Genomic DNA, 25,858 nt, shown 5'->3' with positions numbered 1-25,858 from the left:
GGTCGGGGTTCCTCTCGGGACGGGCACGAAACTGCTGCGGGGTGGACAACCAATCATCCCATGATTCTATGATGGTTGAATGTCCGACGAAGAAATCCAGACCCTGAACCGGCCCCAGGCCGTGCGCACGGCACTCCCGCAGCCCCTTCCCGCCACCGCCACCCCGCAGCCGGCGTGGCTCGGACCCGTGCTCCTCGTCGGCATCGTGCTGGCCGCCCTCAACCTGCGGCCCGCCATCACCAGCCTCGGCGCCCTCTTCGAGGAGACCCGCACGGGCCTCGGCATGAGCGGCACCGTGGCCGGGCTCATCACCTCCGTACCCGCCCTCTGCTTCGCCGTCTTCGGCGTCACCGCGCCCCGGCTCTCCCGCCGCTTCGGGCCCGCCGCCGTCGTCTGCGCCGGCATGGCCGCCGTCACCGCGGGCCTGCTGATCCGGCCCTTCGCACACAACGCCGCCGGGTTCCTCGCCGCCAGCGCCCTGACCCTGGCCGGCATAGCCCTGACCAACGTGCTCCTCCCCGTCATCGTCAAGCGATGGTTCCCCGACCGGGTCGGCACCATGACCGGCCTCTACTCCATGGCCCTGGCCGCCGGCACCTCGCTCGCCGCCGCCGCGACCGTCCCGATGACCCAGGCCCTCGGCGGCAGCTGGCGCACCGGCCTGCTGATGTGGGCCTTCCTCGCCGTGGCCGCCGTACTGCCCTGGCTGGCGATCGCCGCCGCCGCCCGCAAGGAGAAGGCGGCCGCGGCCGCCGGGTCGAAGGGCCCGGCCGTCCGCGCCGACACCGGCCCGCGCGTCGTCCGCAGCCGCACGGCCTGGGCCCTGGCCTGCTACTTCGGCCTCCAGGCCACCGGCGCCTACATCACCATGGGCTGGCTCCCGCAGATCTTCCGCGACGCCGGAGTCTCCGCCGGCACCGCGGGCATCCTGCTCGCCGTCACCATGGTCATGGGCGTCCCGCTCGCCTTCGTCATCCCCGGCCTCGCCGGCCGGATGAGGAACCAGGGCCCCATCGCCGTCGTCCTCGGCCTCTTCGGCCTCGCCGGCTACCTCGGCCTCTACTTCGCCCCCGCCGCCGGGGCCTGGGCCTGGGTGCTGCTGCTCGGCGTCTCCAACTGCGCCTTCCCCCTCGTCATCACGATGATCGGACTGCGCGCCAAGACCCCGGCCGGAGTCGTCAAGCTCTCCGCCTTCGCCCAGAGCACCGGCTACCTCATCTCCATCCCCGGACCGCTCCTCATCGGGGCCCTCTACCAGCACAGCGGCGGCTGGGACCTGCCGCTCGCCCTCATGGCCGGACTCCTCGTCCCGCAGATCGCGCTCGGACTGCTCGCGGGCCGGGACCGCACGATCGAGGACGAATGCGGCATGCGAGACTGAACGGCATGTCGCCCGTACTCGAACCGAACCCCCAGAACGGCCACAAGAAGCTGGGCATCGTGCTGGGCGCGATGCTCCTCGTGACCGTCGTCATCTCCGTGATCGCGACCATCGCCTCCCCGTAGCGGCGGGCGCGCGCCTCCGGGGTGGGGTTATCCCCCCATCCCCTAGGGGGCCAGGCTCAGGGACAAGTGGGGTGCGTCCCCGATGGGAACCGCGGGCTCGAATCCTTAGATTCGAAGAGCAAGAGCGAGCCCGTCCCACGCGCACCCCACGGAGGCGGCCATGTCGGCCCCCACGCACCTCTCAGCTCCCCGGACCGTCGGAGCCGATGCCCGCCTGCACTGGTGGGCGCTCGCCCTGCCCGCCCTCGGCTTCGGCCTCATGCTGTTCCTCCTTGCCGGATCCGGCGAGGCCCACGCCGCCTCCGGTGAGGGCTCCGCGCTCCTCCAGGTCACCGAGCAACTGCTGCGCACCGTCGGCTGACACCACGCCGGCGGCGGGGAGCGCGCGCACGCCACCGCACGCCGGGGCGCGCCCCGCAGCAGCCACCGAGCCCCCTCAACACCCTGCGCCCCGTGGCTCGATCCGTGCGAAGCTGGGAGCCATGAGCGCCGACACACCCCGCAGGATCGTCCTCCTCCGGCACGCCAAGGCCGAATGGTCGGACGGCACGGACCACGACCGCCCCCTGGCCGAGCGCGGCCGGCACGACGCCCCCGCCGCCGGCCAGAAGCTGGCCCAGACGGGCATCACCTTCGACCTGGCCCTCTGCTCCAGCGCGGCCCGTACCCGCGAGACCTGGAAGCTCGTCGTCCAGGAGCTGCCGCACCGGCCGAAGACCTCCTACGAGGAACGGCTCTACGAGGCTTCGCTGGGCGAGCTCATCGCCCTGGTCAACGAAACCCCCGACGAGGTCAGGAACCTGCTGGTCATCGGCCACAACCCCGGTGTGCACGCCCTCGCCGACGCCCTCGCCGGCAGCGCGGAGGGCGATGCGCTGCCCCGGATGAACCGCAGCGGCTTCCCCACCTCCGCCCTGGCCGTCGTCTCCTTCACCGGCTCGTGGAAGTCCGTGGAGCACGGCGTCGGCACCCTGCTGGACTACTGGACCCCGCGCGCCTGACGGCACGCCCACGGCGAACGGAGCGGGCCCCGGCACCTGCACAGTGCCGGGGCCCGCTCCGTTCGCGAAAGGGATCGCGGGGACGGCCTACGCCAGGTCGGCGGCCTCGACCTCTTCCCGGGTGATCCCCAGCAGGTACAGCACGGCGTCCAGGAACGGCACGCTCACGGCGGTGTCCGCGGCCTGGCGGACCACCGGCTTGGCGCAGAAGGCCACGCCCAGCCCGGCCGCGTTCAGCATGTCCAGGTCATTGGCGCCGTCGCCGATGGCCACCGTCTGCGCCAGCGGTACGCCGGCCTCCGCGGCGAAGCGGCGCAGCAGCCGGGCCTTGCCCGCCCGGTCCACGATCTCGCCGGTGACCCGGCCGGTCAGCTTGCCGTCCACGATCTCCAGGGTGTTGGCGGAGGCGAAGTCCAGCCCCAGCCGCTCCCGGAGATCGTCCGTCACCTGGGTGAACCCGCCGGAGACCACGCCCACCTGGTAGCCGAGGCGCTTGAGGGTGCGGATCAGGGTCCGGGCACCGGGGGTGAGGCGCACCTCGGAGCGGACCTTGTCCACGACGGAGGCGTCCAGACCGGCCAGCAGCGCGACCCGGGCGTGCAGCGACTGCTCGAAGTCCAGCTCACCGCGCATGGCCCGTTCGGTCACCTCGGCGACCTCGGCCTCGCAGCCCGCGTGCGCGGCGAAGAGCTCGATGACCTCGTCCTGGATCAGGGTCGAGTCCACGTCCATGACGACCAGGCGCTGGGCGCGCCGGTGCAGCCCGGCCGAGACCACGGCCACGTCGACGCCGATCTGCGCGGCGGCGGTGGCCAGGACCGTGCGCAGCGCCTCGGTCTCGGCGCCGGAGACGGCGAACTCGACGGCCGTCACCGGATACTTCGCGAGCCGGAAGATGCGGTCGATGTTGCCGCCGGTCCCGGTGATCCGCGCGGCGATGGCGGCCGTGGACTCGGCGGTGAGCGGGTGCCCCAGCACGGTGACGTGCGAACGGCCACTGCCGCGCGGCCGGTTGTCACCGGTACCGGAGAGGATCTCCGCCTGCAGCTTGAGCGAGTCGGCCCAGCTGTGGACGGTGGCCCGCAGCTCGCCCTCGGTGCTGCCGGAAGGGTGGGTGACGAGGGCGCACAGGACGATGCGGCCCCGCGTGACGACCTGCTCGATGTCGACGACGTCGACGGAGTAGGCCGCGAGGGTGTCGAACAGCCCGGCGGTGATCCCGGGACGGTCCTTGCCGAAGATCTTGACGAGGAGGGTGGGGACGTCGGAGGTCTGCGAAGCGCTCATGGTGCCTTCACCGTATCCCCCCGGCCTCCGCGCACGGACCCCCGTCCCACCTGCCGGAACCGTTTCGCTCCGGACGGGCGCCGGGGCGGCCCGTCCCGGGACGGGGGCCGGGGTGCCCCGGCGTGCGCCGGAGCGCCGGGAGGGGCGGGCGGGAAGTCCCGAATCGCACGCTCCGGACCTTTTCGACCCCCTCGCCGGGGTCCCGGAGGCGCCGCCGGGCGGCCCGGATTCCCCTTGTGGCCGTGCGCCTGAAATAGTTCCCCCGGATGTTCGCCATCCCTAGACTCCCAGACGTCATGGGGGATTCTCGGGGGACTTAAGTGGGGCTGGAGTGCCGGAACTCGTACTGGAATTGAATGGAAGGACCTGGACGCTCGATCCGTCCAGGTCGTACTCGCTGGGGCGCGACCCCCAGGGAGACGTGGTGATCGATGACGCCCGGGTGTCGTGGCGGCACGCCACCATCGCCTGGAACGGGCGGGGTTGGGGGATCGAAGACCACGGCAGCACCAACGGCACGTATGTGCGCGGGGCGAGGGTCCAGCAGGCCGAGCTCGTCCCCGGCACGCCGGTGCACCTCGGCAACGCCACCGACGGGCCGCGGCTGAATCCCGTCGCCGGCGCGGCCGCGGCCGCCCAGGCGCCGCAGCCGGCCGTGGCGCAGCAGTCGCCCGCGCAGGCGTACGCGCAGCAGCCGCAGCACCAGCAGCCGCAGCAGTCCTGGGAGCACCAGGCGCCGCCGCAGCAGCCTCAGCAGCCGCAGCAGGTACCGCACCAGCAGGCACCGCAGGCGCCACAGGCCCAGCCGTTCCCGCAGCAGCAGGGCGGCGGCGGGGCCCCGGGCTACGGCGACCACCGCAGCCCGACGACGTTCCACCAGCTCGCGCTGGGCCACGTCATCCGGATCGGCCGTGCGCTGGAGAACGAGCTGGTGGTCTCCGACCTCCAGGTCTCCCGCAACCACGCCGAGTTCCACTCGATGCCGGGCGGCCGCTTCGAGATCCGCGACCTCGGCAGCCACAACGGCACCTACGTCAACGGTCAGCCGCTGGCGAAGTCCGGCACGGCGCTGCTCGGCCCGAACGACATCGTCGGCGTCGGCCACTCCACCTTCCGGATCGTCGGCGACCGGCTCGAGGAGTTCGTCGACACCGGCGACGTCTCGTTCTCGGCCCGCCACCTCACGGTCACGGTCGAGGGCGGCAAGCAGATCCTCAAGGACGTCACCTTCGGCGTCCCGGAGAAGTCGCTGATCGGCGTCATCGGGCCGTCCGGCTCGGGCAAGTCGACGCTGCTCAAGGCGCTGACCGGCTACCGGCCGGCCAACGAGGGCGACGTCCTCTACGACAACCGCAACCTGTACAAGCAGTTCGCGGAGCTCCGCCAGCGCATCGGCCTGGTCCCGCAGGACGACATCCTGCACAAGGAGCTGCGGGTCCGCACGGCCCTGAAGTACGCGGCCAAGCTCCGCTTCCCGGGCGACACCGCCGAGTCCGAGCGCGCCGCCCGCATCGACGAGGTGCTGCGCGAGCTCAAGCTCGACATCCACAAGGACAAGAAGATCACCGCGCTCTCGGGTGGTCAGCGCAAGCGCGTGTCCGTGGCCCTGGAGCTGCTGACCAAGCCGTCGCTGATCTTCCTGGACGAGCCGACCTCCGGCCTCGACCCGGGCATGGACCGCGACGTCATGCAGCTGCTGCGCGGCCTCGCCGACGACGGCCGCACGGTCCTCGTGGTCACCCACTCCGTCGCCGAGCTGGCCATCTGCGACAAGCTGCTGGTCATGGCGCCGGGCGGCTCGGTCGCGTACTTCGGTCCGCCGGACGAGGCGCTGAACTTCTTCGGCTACACGACCTGGGCCGATGTGTTCTCCGCCTTCGAGAGCTACCGGGACTACGACTGGGCCGGCCGCTGGAAGGGCTCGCAGCACTACCAGCTGTACGCGGCCGACATCGACGCGGTCGCCCCGCAGTCGGTGCAGCCCGCCGTGCAGCAGACCCGGCCGCCGAAGCCGCAAGCCTGGGGCTCCCAGCTCTGGACGCTGATCCGCCGCTACGTGTCGGTCATCGCGTCCGACAAGGGCTTCATCGGGCTGATGCTGATCCTCCCGGCGGTCCTGGGCGTGGTCTCCACGGTCATCCCGGCGAAGTTCGGCCTCGCGGCCCCGCCGACCGGCTTCAACACCGCGGCGGGCACGATCGTGCTGATCCTCGCGGTCGGCATGTGCTTCTCGGGCGCCGCCAACTCCGTCCGCGAGCTGATCAAGGAACGGGTGATCTACGAACGGGAACGCGCGACCGGCCTGTCCCGGTCGGCCTACCTGATGTCGAAGGTGATCGTCCTCGGCGTCATCACGGCCGTCCAGGGCGTGATCATCTGCGGGATCGGCTTCTTCCCGCGCGATCTGCCGACCGAGGGCCTGTTCATGCCCCCGGCCGTGGAGGTCTGCCTGTCGATCACCGCGCTCGGCTTCACGTCGATGATGTTCGGCCTGGTCATCTCCTCGCTGGTGAAGACCTCCGAGAAGACGATGCCGCTGCTGGTCATGTTCGCGATCGTCCAGGTCGTCTTCACGGGCGTCCTCTTCCAGCTCTACGACTCCCCGGGTCTGGAGCAGGCCGCCTGGCTGATGCCGTCCCGCTGGGCCGTCGCCGCCGCCGGCACCACGCTGCACCTCACCGAGCTCATGGCGCCGTGGGACCGGGAGCACCCGGAGAACACCGACCCGCTCTGGGACGCCACGGTCGCCCAGTGGAGCTTCGACATCATCGTCCTGGTCCTGCTCGGCATCGCCTGCGGCTTCCTGGTCGCGCGCCTGCTGCGCCGCCACGAGCCCGAGGTCATGCGCAAGTAGCGCGTGACGCCGCCGTACGGACGCCCACGGGCGCGCACGGCACGCACGAACGCCTCAGGGCGGCCCCGGGACACCGGGGCCGCCCTGAGGCGCATGGGGGGCTTGGGAGGACGGCAGCGGCCTAGTAGGCGCTGTTGACGTTGTCCATGGAGCCGTAGCGGTCGGCGGCGTAGTTGCACGCGGCGACGATGTTCGCGACCGGGTCGTACTGGTCGAACTTGGTGCCCTTGACGTGGTACGCCTTGAAGGTCGGGGCGATGACCTGGAGCAGACCCTTGCTGGGGATGCCGTTCTGGGCGTTGATGTCCCAGTTGTTGATCGCCATCGGGTTACCGCTGGACTCACGCATGATGTTCTTGTGGATCCCGGCGTAGCTGCCCGGAATGCCCTCCTTCTTCATGATGAAGAGGGCTTCCTTGATCCAGCCGTCCAGGTTGTTCGCGAAGACGGGGGTGCGGGCGGCGGAGCGGCTCGCGGCCTCCTTCTGCGCGCGGTCCTTCTTCGCGTCCGCCTCGGCCTTGGCCTTGGCGGCGTCCTTCGCGACCTTGGCCTGCTTGTCGGCGACGACCTGCTGAACGGTGAGGTGCTCCTGCACGGCCTGCGTCTGCGCGCCGTCGACGACCTTGGACCAGGCGACGGGGGCGGTGGCCACGACCGTCTCGGTCTCAGCGGCGCCGGCCGGGACGAGGGAGAAGGCGAGGGAGGCGGCCCCCAGGGTGGCTACACCCGCGAGGGAAAGCTTGTGCGCCTTCGTCAGACGACGACTGTGGCCGGGAGTGCTGGTCTCGGACATGCGTAGCAACCTCTTCGAATAGCGGGAGCCGCAGGAAAGCACCGTTGGGATCCGGGATCCGCGGTGCTGTGCGGCGAGAGCAATTCTTAGCGGCGGCAAAAACTTGTGGCAAAGGTGTGACGTACGATCCCGCTTAGTGGATCACGGCCTGGCACCGGGCCCGGAATGACGGCCTCGGCGCTAGGTGCAGCAGCACTGACAGGCTCTTTATGTGTCCACTAGGCAACTTCGTAAGTGATGTGCGTCCTATGTGCGGGCTCACATCGGCCGCGTATCAATCTCACCGAGAGTTGCGCCAGCAATTCAATGGGTGAGCGTTCTCATCCTTGAGTAGCAGAGCCACGCCCCCGAACGGGTGAGGCTGCGGGAGACCCCTGAGTCCCCGGAGGCAACCCGTGTCCGTACCCACCCGAACCGTCCGATTCCGTCGCGGCCTCACCGCGGTGCTGCTTTCCTGCGCACTGCTCGGCGGGGCCACCGCCTGCGGCTCGGGCGGCGGCAACGACGCCGCCGCCGGCCAGAGCGACGAGTCCTCGGCGGCCACGGTCGCGTTCCCCGAGGCCCCCGCCCCCGCCCCCGCGCCGCGGGAGGGGGAACGGCCCGGTTGTCGGCGGGCGACAGTAGGGTGGCTGGCATGGCCGACCCTTCCAGCTACCGTCCCGAGCCGGGACAGATCCCCGACTCCCCGGGGGTCTACAAATTCCGCGACGAGCACCGCCGGGTGATCTACGTCGGGAAGGCCAAGAGCCTGCGCCAGCGGCTGGCCAGCTACTTCCAGGACATCGCCGGGCTGCACCCCCGTACCGCCACCATGGTGACCACGGCCGCCTCCGTCGAGTGGACCATCGTCTCCACCGAGGTCGAGGCGCTGCAGCTCGAGTACTCCTGGATCAAGGAGTTCGACCCCCGGTTCAACGTCAAGTACCGGGACGACAAGAGCTACCCCTCCCTCGCCGTCACCATGAACGAGGACTACCCGAGGGTCCAGGTCATGCGCGGCCCCAAGAAGAAGGGCGTCCGCTACTTCGGCCCCTACGGGCACGCCTGGGCCATCCGCGAGACCGTCGACCTGATGCTCCGGGTCTTCCCCGTCCGCACCTGCTCCGCCGGGGTGTTCAAGCGCTCCGCCCAGATCGGCCGCCCCTGCCTGCTCGGCTACATCGGCAAGTGCTCCGCGCCCTGCGTCGGCCGGGTCACCCCCGACGAGCACCGCGAACTGGCCGAGGACTTCTGCGACTTCATGGCCGGCCGCACCGGCACCTACCTCTCCCGCCTCGAACGCGAGATGCACGAGGCCGCCGAGGAGATGGAGTACGAGAAGGCAGCGCGGCTGCGCGATGACATAGGGGCCCTGCGCCGGGCGATGGAGAAGAACGCGGTCGTGCTCGCCGACGCCACCGACGCCGACCTGATCGCGGTCGCCGAGGACGAGCTCGAAGCCGCCGTGCAGATCTTCCACGTGCGCGGCGGCCGGGTCCGCGGCCAGCGCGGCTGGGTCACCGACAAGGTCGAGGCCGTCGACACGGCCGGGCTCGTCGAGCACGCCCTGCAGCAGTTGTACGGGGAGGAGAAGGGCGAGGCCGTGCCCAAGGAGGTGCTGGTCCCGGCGCTCCCCGAGGACGCCCCCGCGCTCGCGCTGTGGCTCGCCGAGCGGCGCGGCTCCCTCGTCAGCCTGCGCATCCCGCAGCGCGGGGACAAGAAGGCGCTGATGGAGACCGTCCACCGCAACGCCCAGCAGTCCCTCGCCCTGCACAAGACCAAGCGCGCCGGCGACCTCACCACCCGCTCGCGGGCCCTGGAGGAGATCGCCGAGGCGCTGGAGCTGGACGGCGCGCCGCTGCGCATCGAGTGCTTCGACATCTCGCACCTGCAGGGCGACGACGTGGTGGCCTCGATGGTCGTCTTCGAGGACGGACTGGCCCGCAAGGGCGAGTACCGGCGCTTCCAGATCAAATCCTTCGAGGGGCAGGACGACGTCCGCTCCATGCACGAGGTGGTCTCGCGGCGCTTCCGCCGCTACCTCCAGGAGAAGCTGAAGACGGGGGAGTGGTCCCCCGAGGACGCCGAGGACGCCGAGGGCGGGCAGCCGGCCCCGGCCGAGGACGACGGGCGGCCCAAGCGCTTCGCCTACCCGCCGCAGCTCGTCGTGGTCGACGGCGGGCAGCCGCAGGTGGCCGCCGCCAAGCGGGCGCTGGACGAGCTCGGCATCGACGACGTCGCCGTGTGCGGCCTGGCCAAGCGCCTCGAGGAGGTCTGGCTGCCGGGGGAGGACGACCCGGTGGTGCTGCCCCGCACCAGCGAGGGCCTGTACCTGCTCCAGCGGGTGCGCGACGAGGCCCACCGCTTCGCCATCCAGTACCAGCGCAACAAGCGCGGCAAGCGCCTGAAGTCCGGCCCGCTCGACGAGGTGGCCGGGCTCGGCGAGAGCCGCAAGCTGGCCCTGCTCAAGCACTTCGGTTCGATGAAGAAGCTCCGGCAGGCGACAATCGACCAGATCTGCGAGGTCCCGGGCATAGGCCGCAAGACGGCCGAGACCGTGGCCGTGGCCCTCGCCCAGGCGGTTCCCGCCGGTCCCGCCGTCAACACGGCGACCGGGGAGATCATTGAGGATGAGATCCCCGCACCAGCGGGAACGGCATCCGAACGGGGGACCGAGCAATGACCGAGCACGATTCCGCATCCGAGCACGATTCCGCATCCGAGTACGACCGAGACGGAGCACAGGTGAGTACGGGCACGACAGTGGAGCCCGGAGATACCGCCGAGGCGGCCATCCCCGAGCTGGTGATCATCTCCGGAATGTCCGGGGCCGGCCGCAGTACGGCGGCCAAGTGCCTGGAGGACCTCGGCTGGTTCGTCGTCGACAACCTCCCGCCGGCGCTCATCACCACCATGGTGGAACTGGGCGCCCGCTCGCAGGGCAACGTGGCGCGCATCGCCGTCGTCGTCGACGTCCGCGGCCGCCAGTTCTTCGACGCCCTGCGCGAGTCCCTCGCCGACCTCGAGAGCCGCGGGGTCACCCGGCGGATCGTCTTCCTGGAGTCCTCGGACGACGCCCTCGTACGCCGCTTCGAGTCGGTCCGCCGTCCGCACCCGCTGCAGGGCGACGGCCGCATCGTCGACGGCATCGCCGCCGAGCGCGACCTGCTGCGCGAGCTGCGCGGCGACGCCGACCTGGTCATCGACACCTCCAGCCTGAACGTGCACGAACTGCGCGCCAAGATGGACGCCCAGTTCGCGGGCGACGAGGAGCCCGAGCTGCGGGCCACCGTCATGTCCTTCGGCTACAAGTACGGCCTTCCCGTCGACGCGGACCTCGTCGTCGACTGCCGCTTCATCCCCAACCCGCACTGGGTCCCGGAGCTGCGCCCCTTCACCGGGCTCAACGAGGAGGTCTCGGCCTACGTCTTCAGCCAGCCCGGGGCCAAGGAGTTCCTCGACCGCTACACCGAGCTGCTCCAGCTCATCGCCGCCGGCTACCGCCGCGAGGGCAAGCGGTACGTGACCATCGCGGTCGGCTGCACCGGCGGCAAGCACCGCAGCGTCGCGATGTCCGAGAAGCTCGCCGCCCGCCTCGCCTCCGAGGGAGTCGAGACCGTCGTCGTCCACAGGGACATGGGGCGCGAGTGACCGGACGCACGCTGCGGCTCCGTCGACTGCGCCGGCTCACCTCCGGCAAGGACGAAGTCGGCGGCCGCACGGGCCTGCGCCGCGGCGAGGCCCCCAAGGTCGTCGCGCCCAAGGTCGTGGCGCTCGGCGGCGGCAGGGGCCTGTCGGCCTCGCTGACCGCCCTGCGCCGGATCACCGGCGACCTCACCGCCGTCGTCACCGTCGCCGACGACGGCGGCTCCAGCGGACGCCTGCGCGAGGAGCTGGGCGTGCTGCCGCCCGGCGACCTGCGCAAGGCGCTGGCCGCGCTGTGCGGGGACGACGACTGGGGCCAGACCTGGGCGCGGGTCATCCAGCACCGCTTCCAGTCCCAGGGCGCCCTGCACGAGCACGCCGTGGGCAATCTGCTGATCGTCGCCCTGTGGGAGCAGCTCGGCGATCCGGTCCAGGCCCTGGACCTGGTCGGCAAGCTGCTGGGCGCCCACGGCCGGGTGCTGCCGATGTCGGCGGTCCCGCTCGAGCTCCAGGCCCTGGTCAAGGGCCACGATCCGGCCAGACCCGACGACGTGGACACCGTGCGGGGACAGGCCACGGTGGCGCTGACCCCCGGCGAGGTGCTCTCCGTACAGGTGGTGCCGGCCGACCCGCCGGCGGTGCCCGAAGCGGTCGCGGCGGTGCTCGACGCGGACTGGGTGGTGCTCGGTCCGGGCTCCTGGTTCTCCTCCGTGATCCCGCACCTGCTGGTGCCGGAACTGCTCGACGCGCTGGTCGAGACGAAGGCCCGGAAGGTCCTCTCGCTGAACCTCGCTCCGCAACCCGGCGAAACAGAGGGCTTCTCTCCGCAGCGTCATTTGGAGGTTTTGGCCCGACACGCCCCTAAACTCGCCCTGGACGTGGTGCTGGCCGATCAGGCCGCCGTGCCCGACCGCGAGTCCCTCGCCGATGCCGCAAAACGGTTCGGCGCCGCGGTCGAGCTGGCGCCGGTTGCCAGGAAAGACGGCTCTCCGAAGCATGATCCGGAGCTGCTCGCCGCCGCGTACGACCGTATTTTTCGGATGCATGGAAGGATCGGCCCATGGCGATGACGCCCGCGGTGAAGGATGAGATCGCCCGCCTGCCCGTCACCCGCACCTGCTGCAGGAAGGCGGAGGTCTCGGCGATCCTTCGGTTCGCGGGCGGGTTGCACCTGGTGAGCGGCCGGATCGTCATCGAGGCGGAACTGGACGCGGGAATCGCGGCCCGCCGCCTGCGCAAGGACATCCTGGAGATCTTCGGCCACTCCTCGGACCTGGTGATCATGGCCCCCGGCGGCCTGCGCCGGGGCAACCGGTACGTGGTCCGCGTGGTCGCCGGCGGTGACCAGCTGGCCCGCCAGACCGGCCTGGTGGACGGCCGCGGCCGCCCGATCCGGGGTCTTCCCCCGCAGGTGGTCTCCGGGGCCACCTGCGACGCCGAGGCGGCCTGGCGCGGGGCCTTCCTGGCCCACGGCTCGCTCACCGAGCCGGGGCGGTCCTCCTCGCTGGAGGTCACCTGCCCCGGTCCGGAGGCCGCGCTGGCCCTCGTCGGCGCCGCCCGCCGGCTCTCGATCGCCGCCAAGGCCCGCGAGGTACGCGGCGTGGACCGGGTCGTCGTACGGGACGGGGACGCCATCGGCGCCCTGCTGACCCGGCTCGGCGCCCACGACTCGGTGCTGGCCTGGGAGGAGCGGCGGATGCGGCGCGAGGTGCGCGCCACCGCCAACCGCCTCGCGAACTTCGACGACGCCAACCTGCGCCGCTCGGCACGGGCCGCGGTGGCCGCCGGGGCCCGGGTGCAGCGCGCCCTGGAGATCCTCGCCGAGGAGGTCCCCGAGCACCTGGCGGCGGCCGGCCGGCTGCGCATGGAGCACAAGCAGGCCTCCCTGGAGGAGCTGGGCGCGCTCGCCGACCCGCCGCTGACCAAGGACGCGGTCGCGGGCCGGATCCGCCGCCTGCTGGCGATGGCGGACAAGCGGGCGCAGGACCTGGGGATCCCCGGCACCGAGTCGAACCTGGACCTCAGCGACAGCGAGGAGCTGGCCGACAACATGGCCGGCTAAGACCGCCCCGGGCCGGATGGCGGCCGACTGGCGGAATCGATGACTCCGGAAGGGGTCCGCGCGATCACTCGTGCGGGCCTCTTTCCGTAGGCCCCATTGACATGAGCATGGGCTGGTCGTGAGCCTGTCGTCCGAAGCTTTCGTGGCAGACGACGCCCAGGGGGGCACATGAGGCACCGCGCGAGATCGATCCTCGCCGCAAGCGCACTCGTCTTCGGCACCACACTGGCCGCACTACCCGCGGCGGCCCACGCTCAGGCCGAAGCGGCCGGGAAGACCGCCGCCGACGAGGTGCGGGTCTACGACGCCGACATCACCAAGGAACAGGTCCCGATCGTGCTGGCCGCCGGCCAGGACGCGCACGAGCTCTCCGAGCGCGCCCCGGACACCGGGACCGCACACGTCGAGCTCTTCCTCACCGGCGGGCAGGCCAAGGAGCTGGCCGCCCAGGGCGTCAAACTCGCCGAGCGCAAGGTCCCGGCCAAGGCCGCGGCGCGCTCCCTGGCGGCCGGCGACGGGGTCTTCCGCCCCTACAGCGGCAAGGGCGGCCTCCAGGAGGAGATCCTGCGCACGGCGCAGGAGAACCCCGGCCTGACCAAGGTCGTCTCCATCGGCAAGACCGTCCAGGGCAAGGACATCCTCGCCCTCAAGGTCGCCAAGGATGCCAAGAAGTCCAGGGACGGCAGCAAGCCCTCCACGCTCTTCATGTCGAACCAGCACGCCCGCGAGTGGATCACCCCCGAGATGACCCGGCGGCTGATGCACCACACGCTGGACAACTACGGCAAGGACCCGCGGATCACCAAGCTGGTGGACTCCACCGAGCTGTGGTTCCTGCTCTCCGCCAACCCGGACGGCTACGACTACACCTTCGCCGCCGACGGCCAGCGGCTGTGGCGCAAGAACCTGCGCGACAACAACGCCGACGGGAAGATCACCGCGGGCGACGGCGTCGACCTCAACCGCAACTTCGCCTACAAGTGGGGCTACGACAACGAGGGCTCCTCGCCCAACCAGTCGAGCGAGACCTACCGGGGCGCCAAGGCCGCCTCCGAGCCCGAGACCGTCGCCCTCGACACGTTCCAGAAGCGCATCGGCTTCGACTACGCCGTCAACTACCACTCGGCCGCCGAGCTGATCCTGTACGGCGTGGGCTGGCAGGTGGCCACCCCGACCCCCGACGACGTCGCCTACAAGGCGCTCGCCGGCACCCCGGAGAACCCGGCGATCCCGGGCTACTACCCGCAGGTCTCCTCGGAGCTCTACACCACCAACGGCGAAGCGGACAGCCAGGCCGCCAACGCCAACGGCATCATGATGTTCACGCCGGAGATGACCACCTGCCAGACGGCCTCCGCGATCGACCCGAACGACGCGTGGAAGCCCGAGGACTGCGCCTCGGGCTTCAACTTCCCGGACGACGAGAAGCTCATCCAGGCGGAGTTCGCCAAGAACGTCCCCTTCGCGCTCTCGGTGGCCGAGAGCGCCGAGCGCCCGGACCAGCCGAAGTCCTCCTTGGGCCTGACCGCCGCGGACTTCACGCCGGACCCCTTCACCACCTCCTACGCGGCCCGCGGCGAGGACCAGAAGGTCGCCGTCACGGCCCGCAAGGCGCTGAAGGACAAGGAGCTGAACTACCGGGTCAACGGGGGACGCACCCACGACGAGGACCTCAAGGCCTGGAAGGGCGGCGAGGTCTACGGCGGCGAGGACAACAACTGGTTCGACGAGTACCGGGCCGAGGTCGAGGGCACCAAGCCCGGCGACAAGGTCGAGGTCTGGTTCACCGGCCGCGACCGCTCGGGCAAGCAGGTCTCCAGCGAGCACTTCACGTACACGGTGGCCGAGCGGCCGCGCGCCGAGGTGCTGGTGGTCGCCGAGGAGGGCGCCCCGGCCAAGCACGCGCAGGAGTACGTCGACGCCCTGCGCGCCAACGGGAAGAGCGCGGCTGTCTGGGACGTGGCCGTGCAGGGCGCCCCGCACCACCTCGGCGCCCTCTCCCACTTCCGCACGGTCGTCCACTACACGGGGGCCAAGTCCCCGGGCGGTGACACCCAGCTGGCGGTGCGCGACTACCTGAACGAGGGCGGCAAGCTGATCGAGGCCGGTGAGCTGGCCGGCGGCAACGCCCAGGTCGGCCGCGCCGTGACCAACGACTTCAGCCAGTACTTCCTCGGCGCCTACGGCCGCGCGAACGTCGCCGGCCCCACCGGCTTCGCCGGAGCGGGCGCCCTGGGCGGTGCCAAGGGATCCCTCGGCGGGGCCGCGGACAACCCGCTGGACCGCCCCGGCTCCTACCAGGTCACCTCCGACACCCTGCCCGCGGCGCAGTTCCCGCAGTTCAAGAGCGCGCAGGCGGGCCAGTACACCGGAGTCCTGAACCCCTACGCCCCCCTCGTCGGCAGCTGGATGGCCTCGGCCACCCACGATGACGACGACTGGAAGCGCCTGACCCGCACCATCGACCTCACCGGCGTCAGCGCGGCCGACAAGCCGCAGCTCAAGCTGGCGCTCAACTGGAACACCGAGGAGGGCTACGACCACGCGGTGCTGGAATCCCGTACCGCGGGCGGCGACGACTGGACCACGCTGCCCGACGCGGGCGGTCTGAGCGGCACCACCGTCCCGGAGGAGTGCGGGGCCGGCTTCTTCATCAACGACCACCCGTTCCTGCGCCGCTACCTCACGCTCGACTCCGGGGGCTGCGCCCCGCAGGGCACCAGCGGCACCTGGAACTCCTTCACCGGCTCCTCCAACGGCTGGAAGCAGGTCTCCTTCGACCTGAGCGCCTACGCCGGCAAGAGCGTCGAGGTCTCCCTCTCCTACATCACCGACCCGGGCTCGGGCGGCCGCGGCGTGTTCGCGGACGAGGCGCGGCTGTCCACCGGCGGGACCGACCAGGCGGCCGAGGGCTTCGAGACCTCGCTCGGCGTCTGGACCGCCCAGGGCGCACCCGCCGGAAGTCCCGATGTTCCGGGCGACTGGTCCCGGACGGGGGAGCTGTTCAAGTCCTACGCGTCGGTGACTACGCGTGACACCGTGCTCCTCGGCTTCGGCCTGGAACACGTGCCGGCGGCGGCGGACCGCGCGCTACTCGTCGGTAAGGCTCTGCGCTCGCTGAACCGCTGATCAGAGGCACCCTCCGCGCTCACCCTGAGTGACCGGGCACAAAGTCCCCGAGGTCCCGTACCCGTCCCGGAGTGCGGGCCCTCGGGGCGTGTCAGACGATGGTCGATGTCACTCCGAAGCTCACGGAGAGGTAGGGTCGTAAGCGGTCGGGGACATCCCATACAGCTCGCCGGCGGACAGGCCGGCGCACCAACGAGGAGATCGGTTCGTGACGATCCGCGTAGGCATCAACGGTTTTGGCCGAATTGGCCGCAACTACTTCCGTGCGCTCCTGGAGCAGGGAGCGGACATCGAGATCGTCGGTGTCAACGACCTGACTGACAACGCCACCCTGGTGCACCTGCTCAAGTACGACACGATCCTGGGCCGCCTCAAGGCCGAGGTCAGCCACACCGACGACACCATCACCGTCGGCGGCAACACCTTCAAGACCTTCGCCGAGCGCGACCCCGCGAACCTCCCCTGGGGTGAGCTCCGCGCCGACATCGTCATCGAGTCGACCGGCATCTTCACCAAGAAGGCCGACGCCGCCAAGCACATCGCGGCCGGCGCGAAGAAGGTCCTCATCTCGGCTCCGGCCAAGGACGAGGACATCACGATCGTGATGGGCGTCAACCAGGAGAAGTACGACGCGGCCAACCACCACGTCATCTCCAACGCCTCCTGCACCACCAACTGCGTGGCGCCGATGGCCAAGGTCCTCCTGGAGAACTTCGGCATCGTCAAGGGCATGATGACGACGGTCCACGCGTACACGAACGACCAGCGCATCCTGGACTTCCCGCACTCGGACCTGCGCCGCGCCCGCGCCGCCGCCGAGAACATCATCCCGACCACCACGGGTGCCGCCAAGGCCACCGCGCTGGTCATCCCGGAGCTGGCCGGCAAGCTCGACGGCATCGCGATGCGCGTCCCGGTTCCCACCGGTTCCGTGACCGACCTGGTCATCGAGCTCGAGCGCGAGGTCACCAAGGACGAGGTCAACGCCGCGTTCCAGAAGGCCTCCGAGGGCCAGCTCAAGGGCATCCTGGACTACACCGAGGACGCGATCGTCTCCTCCGACATCGTGAACTGGCCGTTCTCCTGCACCTTCGACTCCTCCCTGACCATGGTCCAGGGCAAGAGCGTCAAGGTCATCGGCTGGTACGACAACGAGTGGGGCTACTCCAACCGCCTCGTCGACCTGACCGTGTTCGTCGGCGGTCAGCTCTAAGCACCAAGGCAGCAGGCACGACAATGTGAGCACCGGGGCTCGGGCAGCGCGACGAAGCGCTGTACGGGCCCTGTTGCTTGCCTTGTACCTCTCACCCCGCACGGATACAGGATCCGGCCGGGGAAAAGGAGTAGAAACAGCAATGAAGACGATCGACGAACTTCTCGCCGAGGGCGTGTCCGGTAAGCGGGTCTTCGTCCGCGCCGACCTCAACGTGCCGCTTTCGAACGGCGAGATCACCGATGACGGCCGCATCCGCGCCGTGCAGCCGACCATCGCGAAGCTCGCCGAGGCCGGCGCCCGCGTGATCGTGGCCTCCCACCTGGGCCGCCCCAAGGGCGCCCCGGACCCGGCCTTCTCCCTCGCCCCCGCCGCGGCCCGCCTCGGCGAGCTGCTGGGCACGGACGTCGCGTTCGCCACCGACACGGTCGGCGCCTCCGCCAAGGAGACCGTCGCCTCCCTCGCCGACGGCCAGGTCGCCGTCATCGAGAACCTGCGCTTCAACGCCGGTGAGACCGCGAAGGACGACGCCGAGCGCGGCGCCTTCGCGGACCAGCTCGCCGAGCTGGCCGACGTCTACGTCGGCGACGGCTTCGGCGCTGTCCACCGCAAGCACGCCTCGGTCTTCGACCTCCCCGCGCGCCTCCCGCACGCGGCCGGCTACCTCATCGCCACCGAGGTCGGCGTCCTGAAGAAGCTGACCGCCGAGGTCAAGCGCCCCTACGTCGTCATCCTCGGCGGCGCCAAGGTCTCCGACAAGCTCGCCGTCATCGACGAGCTGCTCGGCAAGGCCGACCGCCTCCTCATCGGCGGCGGCATGGCGTACACCTTCCTCCACGCCAAGGGCTACGAGGTCGGCATCTCCCTGCTCCAGAAGGACCAGGTGGACGTCGTCAAGGAGTACATGACGCGCGCCGAGGCCAACGGCGTCGAGCTGGTCCTGCCGGTCGACATCCTCACCTCCAAGGACTTCCCGGACCTGAAGACCAAGGCCCCGGCCGAGTTCATCACGGTGGACGCGGACAAGATCCCCGCGGACCAGGAGGGCCTGGACATCGGCCCCAGGACCCGCGAGCTGTACGCCTCGAAGATCGCCGACGCCGAGACCGTCTTCTGGAACGGTCCCGTGGGCGTCTTCGAGCACCCCGATTACGCCGGCGGCACCCGCGCCATCGCGCAGGCCCTCGTCGACAGCAGCGCCTTCACCGTCGTCGGCGGTGGCGACTCGGCCGCCGCCGTGCGCACGCTGGGCTTCGACGAGAACGCTTTCGGCCACATTTCGACCGGTGGCGGCGCCTCCCTCGAGTACCTCGAGGGCAAGACGCTCCCCGGCCTCGCCGCACTGGAGGTCTGAACCGAATGACCACGCGTACCCCGCTGATGGCGGGCAACTGGAAGATGAACCTCAACCACCTCGAGGCCATCGCCCACACCCAGAAGCTCGCCTTCGCGCTGGCGGACAAGGACTTCGACGCCGTCGAGGTCGCGGTCCTGCCGCCCTTCACCGACCTGCGCTCCGTCCAGACCCTGGTCGACGGCGACAAGCTGAAGATCAAGTACGGCGCCCAGGACATCTCGGCGCACGAGTCCGGTGCCTACACCGGTGAGATCTCCGGCCTGATGCTGTCGAAGCTGAGTTGCGCCTACGTGGCCGTCGGCCACAGCGAGCGCCGCCAGTACCACGGCGAGAGCGACGAGATCTGCAACGCCAAGGTCAAGGCCGCCTACAAGCACGGGATCACGCCGATCCTGTGCGTCGGCGAGGGCCTGGACGTCCGCAAGGCCGGCCAGCAGGTCCAGTACACGCTGAAGCAGCTCGACGGCGGCCTCAAGGACGTCCCGGCCGAGCAGGTCGAGTCCATCGTGATCGCGTACGAGCCCGTCTGGGCGATCGGGACCGGCGAGGTCGCCACCCCCGACGACGCGCAGGAGGTGTGCGGCGCCATCCGTGCGCGCCTCGCGGAGCTGTACTCGCAGGAGCTGGCCGACAAGGTCCGCATCCAGTACGGCGGCTCGGTCAAGTCCGGCAACATCGCCGCGATCATGGCCCAGCCCGATGTCGACGGCGCCCTGATCGGCGGCGCGGCGCTGGACGCGGACGAGTTCGTGAAGATCGTCCGCTTCCGCGACCAGTGAGCAACGCCGTGAGTATGCGGTAGGGCGGATCCGTCGTACCCTTGCGGGGGCCAGCAGGCTGCACCACGAGCCGCTGGCCCCCGCGCTCGTTTCGCAATGCGGGAAAGCCCCCAGAAAGCCAGAAAGTAGGAATCAGCCGTGATTATGGGGTTCTCGATCGCCCTGGTCGTCTTCAGCGCCCTGCTGATGCTGCTCGTGCTGATGCACAAGGGCAAGGGCGGCGGTCTTTCCGACATGTTCGGCGGCGGTATGCAGTCGTCGGTCGGCGGCTCCTCGGTCGCGGAGCGCAACCTGGACCGCATCACCGTGGTCATCGGTCTGCTGTGGTTCGCGTGCATCGTCGCGCTCGGCCTGCTCATGAAGTCCAGCGTCAGCTGAAGCGTTCTGGCCATTCCGGCAGTCCGGTCGGCTCTCCCCGGCCTATCATGAGGTCCGGCGTCCACGTCTGGAATGGGTAACTCCGTTCACTGGACGCGCGTTGGGCCTTACGTAGACTTGGGCGCCCGCGACGGAATCAACTCACGTTTCGCGGCACCATCACGCAGGGAGTTACGACCGTGGCAAGTGGCAACGCGATTCGTGGCAGTCGGGTCGGAGCGGGGCCGATGGGTGAGGCCGAGCGCGGTGAGTCCGCGCCCCGCCTGCGCATCTCCTTCTGGTGCTCGAACGGGCACGAGACGCAGCCGAGCTTCGCCAGCGACGCGACCGTGCCGGACACCTGGGACTGCCCGCGCTGCGGGTTCCCGGCCGGCCAGGACCGGGACAATCCGCCTGCGCCGCCGCGCACGGAACCGTACAAGACGCACCTGGCGTACGTGCGGGAGCGGCGCACCGACGCCGACGGCGAGGCGATCCTCGCCGAGGCGCTCGCCAAACTGCGCGGCGAGATCTGACGCGCCCCGGACAACGACCGGCATGACTTCGGGCCCGGCCCGCAGGAGGCTTCTTCTCCTGCGGGCCGGGCCGCTTTGTGTCGGTTGCGCCGCTTCCCATCCCTTAGGTTGGAGAACGGCGGGGCACGACAGGACGGAAGAAGTGGGTTGATGTCCGAGATGAACGCAGACAGCCGCACGAAGCTCAACCGGACCCCCGAGTGGCTCGCACTCGGAAAGCACCGGGAAGAGCTGGGACAGACGCATCTGCGGGAGCTGTTCGAGGAGAATCCGGGCCGGGGCACCGGCTACACCCTGCGGGTCGCAGACCTGCACATCGACTACGCGAAGCACCTCGTGACCGACGAGACGCTGACGCTGCTGCGCGAACTGGCCGCGGCGACCGGCGTGGCCGAACTGCGCGAGGCCATGTTCCGCGGCGAGAAGATCAACACGACCGAGGACCGGGCGGTCCTGCACACCGCGCTGCGCGCCCCCAAGGACGCGGTCGTCGAGGTGGACGGCGAGGACGTCGTGCCCGCCGTCCACGCGGTCCTCGACAAGATGGCCGCCTTCGCCGACCGGGTCCGGTCGGGGGAGTGGACCGGGTTCACCGGCAAGCGCATCGAGAACGTCGTCAACATCGGCATCGGCGGCTCCGACCTCGGTCCGGCGATGGCGTACGAGGCGCTGCGCGCCTTCACCGACCGCGGCCTGACCCTGCGCTTCGTGTCCAACGTGGACGGGGCCGACCTGCACGAGGCCGTGCGCGACCTGGACCCGGAGCAGACGCTCTTCATCATCGCGTCGAAGACCTTCACCACCATCGAGACCATCACCAACGCCACCTCGGCGCGCCAGTGGCTGCTCGCGGGCGTCGGCGGCGACCAGGCGGCCGTGGCGCGGCACTTCGTGGCGCTGTCGACCAACGCCGAGAAGGTCACCGAGTTCGGCATCGATCCGGCCAACATGTTCGAGTTCTGGGACTGGGTCGGCGGACGGTACTCCTTCGACTCCGCCATCGGCCTCTCGCTGATGGTCGCGATCGGCCCGGCCGCCTTCCGGGAGCTGCTGGACGGCTTCCACACCATGGACGAGCACTTCCGCACGGCGCCCCCCGAGGAGAACGCGCCGCTGCTGCTGGGCCTGTTGGGGATCTGGTACGGGGCGTTCTTCGACGCGCAGTCGCACGCGGTGCTCCCCTACAGCCACTACCTGTCCCGGTTCACCGCGTACCTCCAGCAGTTGGACATGGAGTCCAACGGCAAGTCCGTCGACCGCGACGGCAACCCGGTGGAATGGCAGACCGGCCCGGTGGTGTGGGGCACGCCCGGCACCAACGGCCAGCACGCGTACTACCAGTTGATCCACCAGGGCACGCGGGTCATCCCCGCGGACTTCATCGGCTTCGCGCGGCCGGTGGGCGAACTGCCGCCGGCGCTGGCGGCCCAGCACGACCTGCTGATGGCGAACTTCTTCGCGCAGACGCAGGCGCTGGCCTTCGGCAAGACGGCCGACGAGGTCCGCGCGGAGGGCGTCGCCGAGCCGCTCGTCCCGCACAAGACCTTCGCGGGGAACCACCCGACGACGACGATCCTGGCGCAGGAGCTCACGCCGTCGGTGCTGGGCCAGCTGATCGCGCTGTACGAGCACAAGGTGTTCGTCCAGGGCGCGGTGTGGAACATCGACTCCTTCGACCAGTGGGGCGTGGAGCTCGGCAAGGTCCTGGCCAAGCGCATCGAGCCCGCGCTCGCCGCGGGCGAAGAGGTGCCCGGCCTGGACGCGTCCACGCGCGCGCTGGTGGCGACGTACCGCTCGCTGCGGGGCCGCTGACCCCATGACGCCGCAGGGCCCGCCCTCCGTGGGGAGGGCGGGCCCTGTCGCGTCGTACGGGGATCAGGAGGAGGCCGGCGGGTACATGGCCGGCGGGAGCTTCGCGGCCGCCGCCCGGTCGAGCAGCCACAGGGTGCGGGAGCGGCCGTACGCCGCCGCTGCCGGGGCCTGGACCCCGCCCGCGCCGCCCAGCGCGATCGCCACCGCGCCGGCCTTGTCCTCGCCGGCCGCCAGCAGCCAGACCTCGCGGGCCGCCCGGATCGCCGGGAGGGTGAGCGAGATGCGGGTCGGCGGCGGCTTCGGCGCGCCGTGCACGCCGACCACCGTGCGCTCGCTCTCGCGGGAGGCCGGGTGCTCCGGGAACAGCGAGGCCACGTGCGTGTCGGGGCCGACGCCCAGCATCAGGACGTCGAAGCGGGGGACCGGGCCGTGGTCCTCGGGGCCGGAGGCCTTCCGCAGCTCCGCCGCGTACGAGGCGGCCGCCGCGTCCACGTCGGCCCCGTACGGGCCGTCGGAGGCGGGCATGGCGTGTACCCGCGCGGGGTCCACCGCGACGGCGTCCAGCAGGGCCTCGCGGGCCTGTACGTGGTTGCGCTCGGGGTCGTCGGCGGGCACGTACCGCTCGTCGCCCCACCAGAGGTCGATCCGGGACCAGTCGACGGCGTCCCGGGCCGGGGCCGCGGCCAGTGCGGCGAGCAGGCCGTTGCCGTTGCGGCCGCCGGTGAGGACCACCGACGCGCTGCCGCGGGCCGCCTGCGCGTCCACGATCTTCGTGATCAGCCGGGCCGCCGCGGCCTGGGCCATCAGCTCCTTGTCCCGGTGGACGACGACCTGGGGAGTCGTCATACCCATGTGCTGCCGCCTTGTCGGTAGTGCGCGGGTGCGGGTGCGAAGACCGCTGCGCGGAGCCTTCCCGGGGCGGGGAGGGCTCCGCGCAGCGGCGTTGTCCGTGCTACTTGGCCGCGGCCTTCTTCGTCGGCTTGGCCGGGGCCGGCTTCGCGGCCGGGGCCTCGGACTCCGTCTTGGCCGGAGCCGGGGCCGGAGCCGACTTCGCGGGCGCGGCCTTGGCCGGGGCGGCCGCCTGCTCCGCCGGAGGCGTCAGCCGGGCCACGCCGAACTTCAGCGAGGCCTCGTACGTGTTGTCCGGGTCCAGCCGGCGCAGCTCCTCCGCCAGCAGCTCGGCCGTGTCGCGGCGCTTGAGCGCCACCGCGCGGTCGGGCTGTCCCGGCATGCACAGCGTGGCCAGCGCGCCGTCCGCCCGGTCCAGGACGATCTCGCCGCCCTGGGTCTCCAGGCGGACCGCCGTGAGGCCGGGACCCGCCGAGGAGGTGCGCTTGACGGGGACCTGGAGCCGGTCCGCGAGCCACATGGCCAGCAGTTCGCAGCTCGGGTTGTCGTCCTCGCCGTCCACGGTCGCCGAGGACACGGAGTGCGTCTGCTGGTCCAGCGCGGCCGCCAGCATGGAGCGCCACGGGGTGATCCGGGTCCAGGACAGGTCCGTGTCACCGGGCGCGTACGCCGCCGCCCGGCTGCCGAGGGCCTCGATCGGGTCCTCAGCGGAGTAGGTGTCCGTGATCCGGCGCTGACCGAGCGCCCCGAGCGGGTCGCCCGCCAGGTCCTGCGGAGCGCCCTCCGGCCACCAGACGACGACGGGCGCGTCCGGGAGGAGCAGGGGGAGGACCACCGACTGGGCGTGGTCGACCAGCTCGCCGTGCAGGCGGAGCACCACCGTCTCGCCGCTGCCGGAGTCCGCCCCGACGCGGATCTCCGCGTCGAGACGGGCGTCGCGGCGGCTGCGCGGCGAGCGGCTGGCCCGCTTGATGACGACGATGATCCGCGAGGGGTGCTCGTGGGAAGCGTCGCCCGCCGACTTGAGCGCGTCGTACGCGTTCTCCTCGTCGGTCACGATCACCAGCGTGAGGACCATGCCGATGGCCGGCGTGCCGAGGTCCCGGCGTGCCTGCACCATCGCGGCATTGATCTTGCTGGAGTTGGTCTCCGTGAGGTCGATCTTCATGGCCGGCGCCAGCTCCGTCCGTCTCGTGCGAGCATCTCGTCCGCCTCGACCGGTCCCCAGGTGCCCGACGGGTACTGCGCGGGCTTGCCGTGCGTGTCCCAGTACCTCTCGATCGGGTCGAGGATGTTCCAGGACAGCTCGACCTCCTGGTGGCGCGGGAAGAGGTTCGCGTCACCCAGCAGGACGTCGAGGATCAGCCGCTCGTACGCCTCGGGGCTCGACTCCGTGAAGGACTCGCCGTAGGCGAAGTCCATCGTCACGTCCCGGACCTCCATGGAGGTGCCCGGAACCTTGGAGCCGAAGCGCACCGTCACGCCCTCGTCCGGCTGGACCCGGATGACCAGGGCGTTCTGCCCCAGCTCCTCGGTCGCGCCCGACTCGAACGGGAGGTACGGGGCCCGCTTGAAGACGACGGCGATCTCGGTCACCCGGCGACCCAGGCGCTTGCCGGTCCGCAGGTAGAACGGGACGCCCGCCCAACGGCGGTTGTTGATCTCCAGGCGGATGGCCGCGTAGGTGTCGGTCTTCGACTTGGGGTCGATGCCGTCCTCTTCGAGGTACCCGACGACCTTCTCGCCGCCCTGCCAGGCCGCCGAGTACTGGCCGCGCACGGTGTGCTTGCCCAGGTCCTCGGGCAGCTCCACGGCGGTCAGCACCTTGAGCTTCTCGGCCACCAGCGCCTTGGGGTGGAAAGAGCCGGGCTCCTCCATCGCGGTCAGCGCCAGCAGCTGGAGCAGGTGGTTCTGGATGACGTCGCGGGCCGCGCCGATGCCGTCGTAGTAGCCGGCCCGGCCGCCGATGCCGATGTCCTCGGCCATGGTGATCTGCACGTGGTCGACGTACGACCGGTTCCAGATCGGCTCGAACATCGTGTTGGCGAAGCGGAGCGCCAGGATGTTCTGGACCGTCTCCTTGCCCAGGTAGTGGTCGATCCGGAAGACCTCGTTGGGCGGGAAGACGTCGTGCACGAGCTGGTTGAGCTCCTGCGCACTGGTCAGGTCGTGCCCGAACGGCTTCTCGATGACCGCGCGCCGCCAGGAGCCCTCCTTCTGGTCCGCCAGCCCGTGCTTCTTGAGCTGGGCGACGACCTTCGGGAAGAACTTCGGCGGGACGGACAGGTAGAAGGCGAAGTTGCCGCCCGTGCCCTGCGCCTTGTCCAGCTCCTCGATCGTCGACTTCAGCGTCTCGAACGCCTGGTCGTCGTCGAAGTCGCCCTGGACGAAGCGGCAGCCCTGCACCAGCTGCTGCCAGACCTCTTCACGGAAGGGCGTGCGCGCGTGCTGCTTGACCGCGTCGTGGACCTCCTGCGCGAAGTCCTCGTCCTGCCACTCGCGTCGGGCGAAGCCGATCAGCGAGAAGCCCGGCGGAAGCAGGCCGCGGTTGGCGAGGTCGTAGACGGCAGGCATCAGCTTCTTGCGCGACAGGTCACCCGTAACGCCGAAAATGACCAGGCCGGACGGCCCCGCGATGCGCGGGAGCCGCCGGTCCTGTGCGTCACGAAGCGGGTTCGCTCCGTTTACAGACAAAATGT

The 25,858-nt window shown here is 70.7% G+C and carries 21 protein-coding genes; 16 read left to right on the top strand and 5 right to left on the bottom strand.

Annotated elements, in window-relative coordinates; genetic code table 11:
• Positions 1–79 precede the first annotated feature (79 nt).
• The 4 genes from DRB89_RS20505 (at position 80) to DRB89_RS20495 (ending at position 2,507) form a co-directional block, all read left to right on the top strand.
• On the top strand, positions 80–1,381 hold the full coding sequence (locus DRB89_RS20505) for an MFS transporter (protein ID WP_112450398.1): 1,302 nt from the start codon (positions 80–82) through the stop codon (positions 1,379–1,381).
• Between the two features lie 5 nt (positions 1,382–1,386).
• Positions 1,387–1,506 carry an SGM_5486 family transporter-associated protein gene (locus DRB89_RS46000; protein ID WP_251072844.1) on the top strand — a complete coding sequence of 40 codons (120 nt, stop codon included), beginning with the start codon at positions 1,387–1,389 and terminating at the stop codon, positions 1,504–1,506.
• Positions 1,507–1,666: 160 nt separating this feature from the next.
• On the top strand, positions 1,667–1,867 hold the full coding sequence (locus tag DRB89_RS20500) for a hypothetical protein (RefSeq protein WP_112450399.1): 201 nt from the start codon (positions 1,667–1,669) through the stop codon (positions 1,865–1,867).
• Positions 1,868–1,988: 121 nt separating this feature from the next.
• A complete protein-coding gene (locus tag DRB89_RS20495; protein ID WP_112450400.1) occupies positions 1,989–2,507 on the top strand; it encodes a histidine phosphatase family protein in 519 nt (172 codons plus the stop codon).
• Between the two features lie 87 nt (positions 2,508–2,594).
• Here DRB89_RS20495 and serB read toward each other — a convergent pair whose 3' ends face one another.
• Entirely contained in the window at positions 2,595–3,794 is a 1,200-nt protein-coding gene (gene serB / locus DRB89_RS20490; protein ID WP_112450401.1) for a phosphoserine phosphatase SerB, read from the bottom strand.
• Positions 3,795–4,125: 331 nt separating this feature from the next.
• On the opposite strand from serB, the gene DRB89_RS20485 reads away from it, so the two are divergent.
• Positions 4,126–6,648, top strand: a complete 2,523-nt coding sequence (locus DRB89_RS20485; protein ID WP_204357939.1) for an FHA domain-containing protein — start codon at positions 4,126–4,128, stop codon at positions 6,646–6,648.
• Between the two features lie 121 nt (positions 6,649–6,769).
• Here the strand turns inward: DRB89_RS20485 and DRB89_RS20480 are convergent, their stop codons facing one another.
• Positions 6,770–7,441 (bottom strand): transglycosylase SLT domain-containing protein, encoded by a 672-nt coding sequence (locus DRB89_RS20480; RefSeq protein WP_112452817.1) that lies wholly within the window; start codon positions 7,439–7,441, stop codon positions 6,770–6,772.
• A 634-nt stretch (positions 7,442–8,075) separates the two neighbouring features.
• Here DRB89_RS20480 and uvrC point away from each other — a divergent pair.
• From uvrC to pgi, 11 genes are all read left to right on the top strand, one after another.
• Positions 8,076–10,103 carry an excinuclease ABC subunit UvrC gene (gene uvrC, locus DRB89_RS20475; RefSeq protein WP_112449753.1) on the top strand — a complete coding sequence of 676 codons (2,028 nt, stop codon included), beginning with the start codon at positions 8,076–8,078 and terminating at the stop codon, positions 10,101–10,103.
• On the top strand, positions 10,100–11,071 hold the full coding sequence (gene rapZ, locus DRB89_RS20470; RefSeq protein ID WP_112449752.1) for an RNase adapter RapZ: 972 nt from the start codon (positions 10,100–10,102) through the stop codon (positions 11,069–11,071). The genes uvrC and rapZ overlap by 4 nt, the downstream gene beginning before the upstream one ends.
• Complete coding sequence (gene yvcK / locus DRB89_RS20465) at positions 11,068–12,135, top strand: uridine diphosphate-N-acetylglucosamine-binding protein YvcK (protein ID WP_112449751.1); 1,068 nt, start codon at positions 11,068–11,070, stop codon at positions 12,133–12,135. The genes rapZ and yvcK overlap by 4 nt, the downstream gene beginning before the upstream one ends.
• Entirely contained in the window at positions 12,126–13,127 is a 1,002-nt protein-coding gene (gene whiA / locus DRB89_RS20460) for a DNA-binding protein WhiA (protein ID WP_112449750.1), read from the top strand. Before yvcK ends, whiA begins: the two co-directional genes overlap by 10 nt.
• 168 nt (positions 13,128–13,295) lie before the next feature.
• A complete protein-coding gene (locus DRB89_RS20455; protein ID WP_112449749.1) occupies positions 13,296–16,256 on the top strand; it encodes a M14 family metallopeptidase in 2,961 nt (986 codons plus the stop codon).
• Between the two features lie 208 nt (positions 16,257–16,464).
• Positions 16,465–17,469 (top strand): type I glyceraldehyde-3-phosphate dehydrogenase, encoded by a 1,005-nt coding sequence (gene gap, locus DRB89_RS20450; protein WP_112449748.1) that lies wholly within the window; start codon positions 16,465–16,467, stop codon positions 17,467–17,469.
• A 142-nt stretch (positions 17,470–17,611) separates the two neighbouring features.
• A complete protein-coding gene (locus tag DRB89_RS20445) occupies positions 17,612–18,823 on the top strand; it encodes a phosphoglycerate kinase (RefSeq protein ID WP_112449747.1) in 1,212 nt (403 codons plus the stop codon).
• A gap of 5 nt (positions 18,824–18,828) precedes the next feature.
• Positions 18,829–19,605, top strand: coding sequence for a triose-phosphate isomerase (gene tpiA / locus DRB89_RS20440; RefSeq protein ID WP_112449746.1), 777 nt, complete (start codon positions 18,829–18,831; stop codon positions 19,603–19,605).
• Positions 19,606–19,749: 144 nt separating this feature from the next.
• Positions 19,750–19,983 carry a preprotein translocase subunit SecG gene (gene secG, locus DRB89_RS20435; protein WP_112449745.1) on the top strand — a complete coding sequence of 78 codons (234 nt, stop codon included), beginning with the start codon at positions 19,750–19,752 and terminating at the stop codon, positions 19,981–19,983.
• A gap of 179 nt (positions 19,984–20,162) precedes the next feature.
• Positions 20,163–20,498 carry an RNA polymerase-binding protein RbpA gene (locus tag DRB89_RS20430; protein WP_078950560.1) on the top strand — a complete coding sequence of 112 codons (336 nt, stop codon included), beginning with the start codon at positions 20,163–20,165 and terminating at the stop codon, positions 20,496–20,498.
• Positions 20,499–20,657: 159 nt separating this feature from the next.
• Entirely contained in the window at positions 20,658–22,310 is a 1,653-nt protein-coding gene (gene pgi, locus DRB89_RS20425) for a glucose-6-phosphate isomerase (protein ID WP_112453590.1), read from the top strand.
• A gap of 63 nt (positions 22,311–22,373) precedes the next feature.
• On the opposite strand, the gene pgl is transcribed toward pgi, so the two are convergent.
• The 3 genes from pgl to zwf all read right to left on the bottom strand — a co-directional run bounded on the left by pgl (position 22,374) and on the right by zwf (position 25,856).
• Entirely contained in the window at positions 22,374–23,156 is a 783-nt protein-coding gene (gene pgl / locus DRB89_RS20420) for a 6-phosphogluconolactonase (RefSeq protein WP_112449744.1), read from the bottom strand.
• Between the two features lie 106 nt (positions 23,157–23,262).
• Positions 23,263–24,327, bottom strand: coding sequence for a glucose-6-phosphate dehydrogenase assembly protein OpcA (gene opcA, locus DRB89_RS20415; RefSeq protein ID WP_112449743.1), 1,065 nt, complete (start codon positions 24,325–24,327; stop codon positions 23,263–23,265).
• The gene (gene zwf / locus DRB89_RS20410) at positions 24,324–25,856 is read right to left on the bottom strand and encodes a glucose-6-phosphate dehydrogenase (RefSeq protein ID WP_112453589.1); all 1,533 of its coding nucleotides are present in this window, start codon (positions 25,854–25,856) and stop codon (positions 24,324–24,326) included. The genes opcA and zwf overlap by 4 nt, the downstream gene beginning before the upstream one ends.
• Positions 25,857–25,858 lie beyond the last annotated feature (2 nt).

The sequence above is a fragment of the Streptomyces sp. ICC4 genome (genome assembly GCF_003287915.1).
Taxonomy (GTDB): domain Bacteria; phylum Actinomycetota; class Actinomycetes; order Streptomycetales; family Streptomycetaceae; genus Streptomyces; species Streptomyces tritrimontium.
This window is presented reverse-complemented; position numbering and strand designations above follow the sequence as displayed.

Excerpts from the sequence above, each read along its gene's own strand:
- DRB89_RS20505 (WP_112450398.1), top strand. The coding sequence starts at position 80 with ATGTCCGACGAAGAAATCCAGACCCTGAACCGGCCCCAGGCCGTGCGC.
- DRB89_RS46000 (WP_251072844.1), top strand. The coding sequence starts at position 1,387 with ATGTCGCCCGTACTCGAACCGAACCCCCAGAACGGCCACAAGAAGCTG.
- DRB89_RS20500 (WP_112450399.1), top strand. The coding sequence starts at position 1,667 with ATGTCGGCCCCCACGCACCTCTCAGCTCCCCGGACCGTCGGAGCCGAT.
- DRB89_RS20495 (WP_112450400.1), top strand. The coding sequence starts at position 1,989 with ATGAGCGCCGACACACCCCGCAGGATCGTCCTCCTCCGGCACGCCAAG.
- serB (WP_112450401.1), bottom strand. The coding sequence starts at position 3,794 with ATGAGCGCTTCGCAGACCTCCGACGTCCCCACCCTCCTCGTCAAGATC.
- DRB89_RS20480 (WP_112452817.1), bottom strand. The coding sequence starts at position 7,441 with ATGTCCGAGACCAGCACTCCCGGCCACAGTCGTCGTCTGACGAAGGCG.
- uvrC (WP_112449753.1), top strand. The coding sequence starts at position 8,076 with ATGGCCGACCCTTCCAGCTACCGTCCCGAGCCGGGACAGATCCCCGAC.
- rapZ (WP_112449752.1), top strand. The coding sequence starts at position 10,100 with ATGACCGAGCACGATTCCGCATCCGAGCACGATTCCGCATCCGAGTAC.
- whiA (WP_112449750.1), top strand. The coding sequence starts at position 12,126 with ATGGCGATGACGCCCGCGGTGAAGGATGAGATCGCCCGCCTGCCCGTC.
- DRB89_RS20455 (WP_112449749.1), top strand. The coding sequence starts at position 13,296 with ATGAGGCACCGCGCGAGATCGATCCTCGCCGCAAGCGCACTCGTCTTC.
- DRB89_RS20445 (WP_112449747.1), top strand. The coding sequence starts at position 17,612 with ATGAAGACGATCGACGAACTTCTCGCCGAGGGCGTGTCCGGTAAGCGG.
- tpiA (WP_112449746.1), top strand. The coding sequence starts at position 18,829 with ATGACCACGCGTACCCCGCTGATGGCGGGCAACTGGAAGATGAACCTC.
- secG (WP_112449745.1), top strand. The coding sequence starts at position 19,750 with ATGGGGTTCTCGATCGCCCTGGTCGTCTTCAGCGCCCTGCTGATGCTG.
- pgi (WP_112453590.1), top strand. The coding sequence starts at position 20,658 with ATGAACGCAGACAGCCGCACGAAGCTCAACCGGACCCCCGAGTGGCTC.
- pgl (WP_112449744.1), bottom strand. The coding sequence starts at position 23,156 with ATGACGACTCCCCAGGTCGTCGTCCACCGGGACAAGGAGCTGATGGCC.
- opcA (WP_112449743.1), bottom strand. The coding sequence starts at position 24,327 with ATGAAGATCGACCTCACGGAGACCAACTCCAGCAAGATCAATGCCGCG.